The organism is Synechococcus sp. RedBA-s (assembly GCF_024345495.1).
Classification (GTDB): domain Bacteria; phylum Cyanobacteriota; class Cyanobacteriia; order PCC-6307; family Cyanobiaceae; genus Regnicoccus_A.
The window spans coordinates 18994-28737 of record NZ_JAGQBF010000031.1 but is presented as its reverse complement, the minus strand read 5'-3'; the positions used below and the strand labels follow the sequence as shown (position 1 = coordinate 28737).

Genomic DNA, 9744 nt, shown 5'->3' with positions numbered 1-9744 from the left:
CCTTCTCACTCCCCTTCGTCGCCCGCTCGCCCACCCCCCATGCGCCGCACCCTCTCCCTGCTGCTGAGCTCCCTGCTTGTCGCCGCTGCCCTGCTGGTGGCCCCCCAGGCCAGCCATGCCTATCCCTTCTGGGCCCAGCAGAACTACGACAGCCCTCGTGAAGCCACTGGCAAACTCGTCTGCGCCAACTGCCACCTGGCCAAGAAGGCCACCCAGGTGGAGGTGCCCCAGGCCGTGATGCCCGACACCGTCTTCAAGGCAGTGGTCAAGATTCCCTACGACACCGCCTCCCAGCAGGTGGGCGCTGATGGCAGTCGCTCCGGGCTGAATGTCGGTGCCGTAGTGATGCTGCCCGATGGCTTCAAGCTGGCTCCGCCAGAGCGACTGAGCGAAGAGCTGAAGGAGGAGACCGCTGGCGTGTACTTCACCCAGTACAGCGACAACGACCCCAACATCCTGCTGGTGGGCCCACTGCCCGGTGACCAGCACCAGGAGATCGTCTTTCCGATTCTCTCGCCTGATCCCGGCAGCGACAGTTCCATTCACTTCGGCAAGTATTCGATCCACGTGGGCGGCAACCGCGGCCGCGGCCAGGTGTACCCCACCGGTGAGAAGAGCAACAACGGAGTCTTCAACGCCTCCGTCGACGGCACTGTGGCCGCCATCAGCGCCGGTGAGAACGGAGCCTCCGTGGTGGAGATCAGCACCGCCGATGGTCAGAGCGTGAGCGACACCATTCCCGCCGGCCCGGCGATCACCGTGGCGGTGGGTGACCGTGTCAGTGCCGGCTCAGCCCTCTCCGATGACCCCAACGTCGGTGGATTCGGCCAGCTGGATGCTGAGATCGTTCTTCAGAATCCTGTGCGTCTCTACGGGATGCTCGCCTTCTTCGCCGCCGTGGCCCTGGCCCAGATCATGCTGGTGCTGAAGAAGAAGCAGGTGGAGAAGGTCCAGGCCGCCGAGGGCGTCTGAGCCCTAGCCCTGGCCAACCCGCCTTTCCCCTGAGTGCATTCGTTAGTGTTTCTCTCCCCGGCCATGGCCCTGGCGGTGTTCGCTTCACCGGGGCCCCTAATCTTTCAGTTGGGCCCCTTCTCCCTGCGCTGGTACGGCCTGCTGATCGCCTTGGCGGTGCTGATCGGGCTGGTGCTGGCCACGCGGCTGGGTAAGGCCCGGCAGATCGATCCCGTGGTGATCGCCGACCTGCTGCCCCTGCTGGTGCTGGCGGCGGTGCTGGGCGCCCGCCTGTACTACGTGGTGCTGGAGTGGCGCCAGTATCAACTCAATTGGCTGGAGGCCCTGGCCATCTGGCGCGGTGGCATCGCTATCCACGGAGCCCTGATTGGTGGCACCCTCGCGGTTATCGCCTATTGCCGCTGGCGCAAGCTGGCCTTCTGGAACCTGCTGGATGTGCTGGTTCCCTCCGTCGCCCTCGGCCAGGCCATTGGCCGCTGGGGCAACTTCTTCAATTCCGAGGCCTTCGGGTTGCCCACCGACTTGCCCTGGAAGCTTTACATCCCCACCCTCAACAGGCCTGAACCGTTTCTCGATCAGCAATATTTCCACCCCACCTTTCTCTACGAATCCATCTGGAACCTCGGCATCGTGGTCCTGCTGCTGCTGCTGTTCCGCGCCGGGATCAAGGGTCGTATCCCGTTGCCGCCCGGGGCCCTGAGCTGCATCTATCTAGTGAGCTACAGCCTGGGCAGGTTCTGGATCGAAGGGCTGCGCACAGACCCCCTCTGCCTGTTCTCCACCCCGCCCTTCTGTGAGGGGGGACTGCGCATGGCCCAGCTGATGAGCCTGCTGTTGATCTCCCTCGGCAGCTTCGGCCTCTGGCGGCTCTACGGCCAGGAGTGCTCCCTGCCCGATCCTGGCGGCGCCCCTCCCCTGCCGAGGAACCCTTCTTGATCGTCACGCCAACTCCAGGTGCTGGTGCTGAGTGCCCGGTGCTGATCGTCGGTGCTGGCCCCGGCGCCGTTGATCTGATGACCGTGCGGGCCACCCGTGCCGTTGAATCCGCCGACGTCCTGGTCTGGACCGATTCCCTGGTTTCGCCCCAGATCGCCGCCCTGGCATCGCAGCACTGTGAGCGGATCCGCACCAGCACACTCACCCTCGAGGAGGTGATGGAGCTGGTGGTGGCGCGGGCACGGGCAGGATTGCGGGTGGTGCGCCTGCACGACGGTGATCCCTGCCTCTATGGAGCCCTGGCGGAGCAGATCTGCCGCCTCGCCGACGCCGGCCTTGGGGTGGAGGTGGTGCCGGGCCTGAGCGCCTACCAGGCCACCGCCGCCGCCCTCAAGGCCGAGCTCACCATCCCCGGGCTGGTGCAAACCATCGTGCTCAGCCGTGCCGGCGGGCGCACGGGGGTGCCGGAGCGAGAGTCACTGGCGCGTCTGGCCTCTCTGCAGGCCTCCCTCTGCCTGTACCTGAGTGCCCGCCATGTCGAGTCGGTTCAGCAGGAGTTGCTGGAGCACTACCCCGCAGACACCCCGGTGGCCATCGGCTACCGCGTCAGCTGGCCCGACCAGTGGCTACAGGTGGTGCCCCTGGAGCGGATGGCGGAGGTGAGCCGGGAGCGACAACTGATTCGCACCACCCTCTATGTGGTGAGCCCTGCGCTGGCGGCGCCTGGGCTGGCCCGCTCCAAGCTCTATTCCGCCAGCCATGATCACCTGTTTCGACCGGCTGTAGCCCAGGCCTGAGGGTCAGGCGGCTGGACCACGGTGTTTTAGGATCAGGGGGTGCGGGCGATTAGCACAGCGGTAGCGCACTTCCTTCACACGGAAGGGGTCACTGGTTCGAATCCAGTATCGCCCATGATTCTGTTGAGTTCTGGGCTTCGGCCCAGTGCTTCTGATCAGGCCGCCACCGGACTGCAGATCAGTTCGGCGTGGAGGATGTCCATCACCTCAAGAATGCGGGCTGAATCGCTGGAATCAAGGCCCAGCTGAGCGGCAAGATCCAGGAGGATTTGTTGTTCCTGAGCCACCAGGGGACCGTCGGAGCGCATGATCTCTGCGGCCACCGCAAAGGCCGTGCACCGCTCGTGGGGATCCAGTTGCAATGCCGCGCGAGCCATCAGGATCGGAGCTCCATCGCGGCGCAGATCAGCCAGCAGGGTGTCGAACAGCTGAATCATGGCCGCATCCCCCATCTGGTTGAAGGGCACGCGGTAGTCGAGGGAGTGGCGCAGGGCCCTGGAACCGGCACGGGTGAGCGTCCCATCCCAGGAGACGGCGGCAAGGGCAACGGCCACAAAGGCGGTCGGAGAATCCATGGATCAGGCAGCAGAGGTGGTGGTCTTCAGTCATGGCAACAGCGGGGCTGCTCCTGCGGTCGTCGTCGCTACCTCCGGTCGGATTCCACCAGCAACTTCACCCCGGTGGCCTCCGCCAATGGCTCGGCGCAACCCTGCAGGCTCCAGCGCTCCAGGCTCAGATCCAGGGCTGAAGCGGGCTCAAGGCCGATGCTCAGCTCACTGGTGCTGCAGGCGATGCGCAGGCCCGCCACCGCCGGCGTCGGACGGCGATCCAGGGAGGCAGCCAGCCGCAGCAGCATCGCCATGGCGTTGACGGTCTGCCTCTGCTCACGGCCTGGCAGCAACAGCCAGGCCTCATGGCGCTTCTTGGGAAGACTGCGGCGGTGGTAGCGGGCGATGGCCGCCATCATCAACTGCTCGGTTTCCGAGTAGCCGAGCAGGTCACCGTGGCGGACCAGATACCAGCTGTGCTTGTGGTAAGCGCTGATGTTGATGTGCTGGCCCGAGGAATGCAGCATCGCCGCGGCCCAGAGCAGTTGCCGACCCTCGCCCTCGTCGTGGTGCAGCACCCCGCGGCAGCGGTCGTAGAGGCTGAGGGCATGCTGGGCCACCCGCTCAGCCCGAGTCTGGTCGACGCCATAGCGCTGGGCCAGCTGCAGCACCGTGCGCCGACGGATCGAGCTCTGGTAGCTGAAGCGATCGACGATCAGATCGTGGCGCAGCATCCAGTCGACGATCAGCCCTTCGCGCAGCGCCCGCTCACTGATCACCATCTCGTCGACCTGCAGCATCGCCATTGCCTGCTGCAGCACCAGGGCCCCCGGCACGATGATCTCGGCACGGCGTTCATTGATCGCGGGCAGGGAGCGGCGCTGCTCCGGCGTCAGGATGGTCAACCTGTTCACCTGCTGATCAACCTGTTCGCGGCTCATGCGGAATCCCTGCAGACGCAGGGGCGCGCGCTCCTGCTCGGCGGCCACGAGGGACGCCAGTGCCGTGGCGGTGCCACTGGTGCCCACCATCACCGGCACCTCCCCCGGCCGCAGGCGGCGCTTCACCCGCGCCACCGCCGGCTCCAGCGACCCCTGGATGAACACCCGCAGAAAGGAGAGCCGGGACGCTGGAAGTGGGTCCTCACGGATGAAGTCCCGCAGCAGTCGCACCGCGCCGATGCGGGTGCTGGTGAGTTCACGGGCATCGGCCCCGTCGGCCAGGATCAGCTCGGTGGAGCCACCGCCGATGTCGAGGATCAGGTGTGGGGTCTCCCCGAAGGCCATGCCCGAGAGCACCCCTAGATAAATGAGGCGGGCCTCCTCCTGACCGCTGACCAGATCCACCTCCAGGCCCAGTTGCTCCTGGACCGCCTGCACGAACAGCCGTCCATTGGGGGCCTCCCTCACCGCACTGGTGGCGGCGGTGAGGATCTGCTCAACCCCGTGGCTTTCGGCCAGCTGAAGGTAGTGGCGCAGGGCGATGAAAGCCCTCTCGATCGCCTCGGGGGTGAGGTCGCCCGTCTCGGGATCCCGCTCCCCCAGCCGGGTGGTCGACTTCTCCGCCAGCACCACACGAAAACTGCGCAGCTCCGGATCCACCGCCGCAATCAGCAGGTGGATGGAGTTGGTGCCGATGTCGAGGGCCGCCACGTAGCGGAGCCCGGCGCCGGTGGCCTGGCTGGCGGGAGCAGCCACCGTGGCGGCGGGCTCGGGAGGGACCATCGGACGACCGGCCGGCACGAACCGCGCCACTTTGCCACTTCAGCACGCCACTGCAGCTCGCCACCACTGGCCCCACAGTGCTTCCCGGGCCAGCCTCCGGCATGTCCCAGCCCTGAAGCGCCGTAACCTGCGCCGATGAACATCCGCGCCTCCTTGCGGGGTTGGTTCGAGCTGCTGCGCTGGCACAAGCCCAGCGGGCGTCTGATCCTGCTGATCCCCGCTGGCTGGGCCCTCTGGCTCACGCCCCAGGCCCCGCCATCGCCCTCCCTGATGGGCCTGATCGTGGCCGGCGGCCTGGCCGTGAGCGGTGCCGGCTGCGTGGCCAATGACCTCTGGGACCGGCGCATCGATCCACTGGTGGAGCGCACCCGCTCGCGCCCCCTGGCCAGTGGCCGGGTAGGGGTGATCGAGGCGGTGGCCTTGCTGCTGACCTGCCTGCTGATCGCCCTGGCGGTGGTGCTGACTCTGCCGGCCGCCGGCCGCGGCCTCTGCCTGGCCCTGGCGCTCGCCACCCTGCCGCCGGTGCTGGTCTACCCCTCCGCCAAGCGCTGGTTCGCCTATCCCCAGCTAGTGCTGGCGCTCTGCTGGGGATTCGCGGTGCTGATCCCCTGGGCTGCGGCCACGGCCGGCCTCGCGGGGGGCTGGCCCCTGGCGCTGGCCTGGCTGGCCACGCTGCTATGGACCTTCGGCTTCGACACCGTGTATGCCATGGCCGACCGGGAGGATGACGCCGCCCTGGGGGTGCGCAGCAGTGCCCTCAGCCTGGGGCAGGCCGCCGCCGGCGCGGTGGCCCTCAGCTATGGCGCCGCCGCGTTGCTGCTGGCCGCGGCAGCCCATGGCGCCGGAGTGAGCTGGATCTTCTGGCCCCTCTGGGCCCTGGCGGCGGCGGGCATGCAACGGGAAGCCGATCGCCTGCGGGGGCAACCGCCCCGCTCCCGGTTTGGGGAGCACTTCGGCCGCCAGGTGCAGCTCGGCTCCCTGCTGCTGCTGGCCCTGGTGCTGGGGCGCGCAGCATGAGCGACTGGTTGCCACCGCCCCTGCGGCAAGGGGACAGGGTGAGGCTGGTGGCGGCCAGCTCCGCCCTGGGGGAGCGCCAGCGGCTGGAGGCGGGCATCGCCGTGCTGGAGGGCTGGGGGCTGACGGTGGAGCTTCCCTTTGTGCCGGAGCGGCGCTGGGGGTATCTGGCCGGCCGCGACCATGAACGCCTGGCTGACCTGCTGCCGGATGGAGGGGCCACCAGCCCGGACGAAGCGACGACCTCATCCGGGCCGGCCGCGCTGCTGGCCTGCGTGCGCGGCGGCTGGGGAGCGGCGCGGCTGCTGGAGCAACCGCTGCTCCTGCCTGAGGGCTGGCTGCTGGGCTTCTCCGATGTGACCTCACTGCTGCTGGCCCAGCAGGCCCGGGGTCTGCGCGGCGCGGTCCATGGCCCGATGATCACCACCCTGGCAGCCGAGCCGGCCTGGAGCCAGGAGCGGCTGCGCCGGCTGCTGTTCGGCGAAGCGCCGGGGGTGTTGCGAGGAACCCCATGGCGGGGCGGGAGGGCCGAAGGCCCGCTGCTGGTGGCCAACCTCACCGTGGCCACCCATCTGCTGGGCACCGAGCACCTGCCGAATCTCCAGGGGGCAGTGCTGATCCTGGAAGACGTGGGCGAGGCCCCGTACCGGATCGAGCGCATGCTCACCCACTGGCGCCTCTGCGGCGCCCTGCAGCAGCTGGCCGGGATCGGCTTCGGCAGCTTCCAGGGCTGTGACGAACCCGATGGGGAGCGGGTGTCGGCCGGGGAACGCTTCAGCCTCGAGCAGGTGCTGCGCGAACGCACCGCCGACCTCGGCATCCCCGTGCTCTCAGGGTTTCCCGTGGGCCATGAGCCCGGCAACGGCGCCCTGCCCCTGGGGGTGCCCTGTCGCCTGGATGGGGAGTGTGGCGAACTGAGCCTGCTGCTCTAGGCGCCGCCGCTGCGGGCCGCCAGCACCGCCTCGGCGATCGTGAGATCAAAGGGGGTGGTGAGCTTGATGTTCGAGGCCGGGGCCTCGATCACCCGCACTGGCCAGCCCAGGCGCTCGAACAGGGAAGCGTCGTCGGTGACACTCCAGCCCTCGGTTGCGGCCGTGGCGTGGCCGGCGCGCAGCTGGGCCAGGGGAAAACCCTGGGGCGTCTGGGCGGCCCAGAGCATCCGACGATCGGGGGTGTCCTCGATCGTGCCGTCGGCGGCCACCCGCTTGATCGTGTCCGACACCGGCACCGCGGCGATCACGGCCTCACCGCGGGCGGCCGCGGCGGCACAGCGGCTGATCAATTCCGGCTCCACCAGGCAGCGGGCACCGTCGTGAATCAGCACCGCTTCCGCCTCCGGCGGCAGGGCCGCCAGTCCCAGGCGCACCGACTCCTGGCGGGTCTCGCCGCCCTCCACCCAGAGCACGGGCCGATCGGGCGCCGAGGCAATGACCACAGCCGCCACCTCCGCCTGATCACAGGCCTGGCCCACCAGAGCGATCCAGCTGATCTCAGGGGTAGCGAGGGCCGCCTCCAGGGTCCAGGCCAGCACGGGGCGCCCCGCCAGGGGCAGCAGCAGCTTGTTGCGCTCGGCACCCATCCGGCGGCCACTGCCGGCGGCGGCGATCAGCAAATGCACAAGGGACTCCCGCGCTGCGGACAAACCAGACCAGATTCATACAATCAGGCCGCTCGCCGCCCCCCCCCCACCACCGCTCCGATGCGTGTTCTTGTTCTGATTCCGGGCGGCATGGCAACCCAGCTCCAGGCGATTCCGGCCGTGGCCGCCGTGGCCGCCAAGCTCCAGGCCCAGGTGCAGGTGGCCTGCCCCGCCGGGGTGGGGGCTGCCTGGAAGCTCGTGCCGGCGGTGGAGAAAGTGCTGGGCTACAGCTTCGATGGGGGGGTGAGCCTGGCCGACTGGGCCAACCTGCTGGGTGGCGTGCGCGAACCCGATTTCCAGGTCTGCCTGAACCTGGGCAGCGGCTGGCCCATCGACCTGATGCTGTCGCTGGGCCATATCCCCACCCGGATCGCCACAGGTGGTTTTTCCACCACGATCACCGTCAGCCGCCAGGCGGGATGGCCCAACCAGACCCTCGAAGCCTGGCTGCGGCCCATCGGCGTGCCCCTCGACGCCGCGAGCTATCGCCTCAGCCTTCCCCAAGCCTCCCTGGAGCAGGCGGTGGCTGCTGCGCCTGCAGGCGAGGGGCCGCTGCTGCTGCTGGCCCCTGACCCCCAACCCACGGCTGCAACAGCCGACTGGCCGGCCCAGCGCTGGCAGGAGCTGCCGCAGGCGATCCGTGCCCGCCTGCCCCAACTGCGTGCGCAGCAGGCACGACGTGAGGGCACCCCCCTGGAGCGGGCCGCCCAGGTGGCGGCCGCCGACGTAGTGCTCAGCAGCGATCCCGTCACCACAGAACTGGCGGTGCTCAGCGGCACACCCCTGGTGGCCCTGGGTCGCAGCGGCGACAGCCTGCCCTCCCGCCCTGGTGTTCAAGGACTCGGAGTGGCAAAGTCCCTCAACGAGCTCGATGTTGCTGACGTCCTGCAGGCCCTCGGTCTGGGCTGAGCGTCCCTCCTTCAACCCCGGCGCCTCGGATGCCTCCACCCCCCAGGCGGCGCGGCCCCAGGCCCCCTTCCTCCAGGATCCGCCAACCCTGGCGGTCCCCATTGATCGCCCTGGTGACCCTGGTGAATTTGTCGGCGGTGGGCTACCGCTTCACCGAGGGCTGGGATTGGGGCGACTGCTACTGGATGGTGCTGGTGATCCTCACCACCCTGGGCTGGAGCGACGGGACCACCCAGCCCCTCTCAGCGGCCGGCCGTGTGGTCACCACCCTCTCGATCGCCGGGGGCCTGGTGGTGGTCCAGGTGGCGATCCAGGGCCTGCTGGGACTCACCGACTCCGGCTACTTCCGCCGGATGCGCGAACTCCGCTTCCGCCGCTGGCTTCTCACCATGAATGACCACGTGATTCTCTGCGGCTATGGCCGCATCGGCCGGGAGATCGCCGATCAGATCACCGCCGAGGGCGTGCCGCTGCTGGTGGTGGAAATGGATCAGGGCCGCAAGGAGGCCGCCGAGGAGCAGGGCCTGCCGGTGCTGCAGGCCGATGCCACCCTCGATGAAACCCTGATGGAGGCGGGCATTCACCACTGCCGCAGCCTGGTGGCGGCCCTGCCCAACAACGCCGCCAATCTCTATGTGGTGCTTAGTGCCAGGGGCCTTGCGCCCCGCTGCCGTCTGATCGCCCGCTCCGACAGCGATGAGGCGGCGCGCAAGCTGCGACTGGCCGGCGCTGATCAGGTGGTGAGTCCCTACGTGGCCGGCGGCCGCAGCATGGCCGCCACGGCCCTGCGCCCCCTGGCGGTGCAGTTCATGGACCTGCTGGCGGGATCGGAGTGCGAGGTGGAGGAATTTCTACTCAGCGACAACGGCCAACTGCTGGGGGATCTCAACGGCCGCACCCTGGCCGAGCTGGAACTGCGCCGGCGCACCGGTGCCCTGGTGCTGGCCGTGCGCATGCCCGCCCCGAAGGTGAGCAACCCATCGGTGTACCGAGGGATCACCAACCTGCCGCCGCTGCCGAAGCTGATCGCCAACCCCAACGGTGATGTGAGGCTGCTGCCGGGCCAGCTGCTGGTGGTGATGGGCAGCAAGGAGGAATTGCAGCGCTTTGCCCAGCTGCTGGGCCCCGCCGTCGAAGGGGTCGAAGCGATGACCAACTGAGCGGGGCCAGGAGGCGCATACGATCGCCCTCACCCTGCTCTCTCG

10 protein-coding genes and 1 tRNA gene are annotated in these 9744 nt (G+C 68.8%); 8 read left to right on the top strand and 3 right to left on the bottom strand.

Annotation, left to right across the window (positions count from 1 at the left end; all coding sequences use genetic code 11):
* Positions 1-39 precede the first annotated feature (39 nt).
* The 4 genes from petA to KBY67_RS12150 all read left to right on the top strand — a co-directional run bounded on the left by petA (position 40) and on the right by KBY67_RS12150 (position 2820).
* Entirely contained in the window at positions 40-972 is a 933-nt protein-coding gene (gene petA, locus KBY67_RS12165) for a cytochrome f (RefSeq protein WP_255111313.1), read from the top strand.
* A gap of 75 nt (positions 973-1047) precedes the next feature.
* Positions 1048-1908, top strand: coding sequence for a prolipoprotein diacylglyceryl transferase (lgt, locus tag KBY67_RS12160; protein WP_255111312.1), 861 nt, complete (start codon positions 1048-1050; stop codon positions 1906-1908).
* Positions 1909-1946: 38 nt separating this feature from the next.
* Positions 1947-2705, top strand: a complete 759-nt coding sequence (gene cobM / locus KBY67_RS12155) for a precorrin-4 C(11)-methyltransferase (RefSeq protein WP_255111308.1) — start codon at positions 1947-1949, stop codon at positions 2703-2705.
* A gap of 43 nt (positions 2706-2748) precedes the next feature.
* Positions 2749-2820: transfer RNA gene (locus KBY67_RS12150), tRNA-Val, on the top strand.
* A gap of 40 nt (positions 2821-2860) precedes the next feature.
* Here the strand turns inward: KBY67_RS12150 and KBY67_RS12145 are convergent.
* Together KBY67_RS12145 and KBY67_RS12140 are read right to left on the bottom strand one after the other, a co-directional pair.
* Positions 2861-3280: a tellurite resistance TerB family protein gene (locus tag KBY67_RS12145; protein WP_255111306.1), complete on the bottom strand. Its 420-nt coding sequence runs from the start codon at positions 3278-3280 to the stop codon at positions 2861-2863.
* Positions 3281-3348: 68 nt separating this feature from the next.
* Entirely contained in the window at positions 3349-4977 is a 1629-nt protein-coding gene (locus KBY67_RS12140) for a Ppx/GppA phosphatase family protein (RefSeq protein ID WP_255111305.1), read from the bottom strand.
* Positions 4978-5112: 135 nt separating this feature from the next.
* On the opposite strand from KBY67_RS12140, the gene KBY67_RS12135 reads away from it, so the two are divergent.
* On the top strand, positions 5113-5994 hold the full coding sequence (locus KBY67_RS12135; protein WP_255111304.1) for a 4-hydroxybenzoate polyprenyltransferase: 882 nt from the start codon (positions 5113-5115) through the stop codon (positions 5992-5994).
* The gene (locus KBY67_RS12130; protein ID WP_255111303.1) at positions 5991-6923 is read left to right on the top strand and encodes an LD-carboxypeptidase; all 933 of its coding nucleotides are present in this window, start codon (positions 5991-5993) and stop codon (positions 6921-6923) included. The genes KBY67_RS12135 and KBY67_RS12130 overlap by 4 nt, the downstream gene beginning before the upstream one ends.
* On the opposite strand, the gene ispD is transcribed toward KBY67_RS12130, so the two are convergent.
* Positions 6920-7609 carry a 2-C-methyl-D-erythritol 4-phosphate cytidylyltransferase gene (ispD, locus tag KBY67_RS12125; protein ID WP_255111302.1) on the bottom strand — a complete coding sequence of 230 codons (690 nt, stop codon included), beginning with the start codon at positions 7607-7609 and terminating at the stop codon, positions 6920-6922. The two genes, KBY67_RS12130 and ispD, sit on opposite strands and share 4 nt — an antisense overlap.
* 81 nt (positions 7610-7690) lie before the next feature.
* On the opposite strand from ispD, the gene KBY67_RS12120 reads away from it, so the two are divergent.
* Both KBY67_RS12120 and KBY67_RS12115 read left to right on the top strand, forming a co-directional pair.
* Positions 7691-8539 carry a glycosyltransferase family 9 protein gene (locus KBY67_RS12120; protein WP_255111301.1) on the top strand — a complete coding sequence of 283 codons (849 nt, stop codon included), beginning with the start codon at positions 7691-7693 and terminating at the stop codon, positions 8537-8539.
* A gap of 29 nt (positions 8540-8568) precedes the next feature.
* Positions 8569-9699, top strand: coding sequence for a TrkA family potassium uptake protein (locus KBY67_RS12115; protein ID WP_255111300.1), 1131 nt, complete (start codon positions 8569-8571; stop codon positions 9697-9699).
* Positions 9700-9744 lie beyond the last annotated feature (45 nt).

Excerpts from the sequence above, each read along its gene's own strand:
- petA (WP_255111313.1), top strand. The coding sequence starts at position 40 with ATGCGCCGCACCCTCTCCCTGCTGCTGAGCTCCCTGCTTGTCGCCGCT.
- KBY67_RS12130 (WP_255111303.1), top strand. The coding sequence starts at position 5,991 with ATGAGCGACTGGTTGCCACCGCCCCTGCGGCAAGGGGACAGGGTGAGG.
- KBY67_RS12145 (WP_255111306.1), bottom strand. The coding sequence starts at position 3,280 with ATGGATTCTCCGACCGCCTTTGTGGCCGTTGCCCTTGCCGCCGTCTCC.
- KBY67_RS12140 (WP_255111305.1), bottom strand. The coding sequence starts at position 4,977 with ATGGTCCCTCCCGAGCCCGCCGCCACGGTGGCTGCTCCCGCCAGCCAG.
- KBY67_RS12135 (WP_255111304.1), top strand. The coding sequence starts at position 5,113 with ATGAACATCCGCGCCTCCTTGCGGGGTTGGTTCGAGCTGCTGCGCTGG.
- KBY67_RS12115 (WP_255111300.1), top strand. The coding sequence starts at position 8,569 with ATGCCTCCACCCCCCAGGCGGCGCGGCCCCAGGCCCCCTTCCTCCAGG.
- KBY67_RS12120 (WP_255111301.1), top strand. The coding sequence starts at position 7,691 with ATGCGTGTTCTTGTTCTGATTCCGGGCGGCATGGCAACCCAGCTCCAG.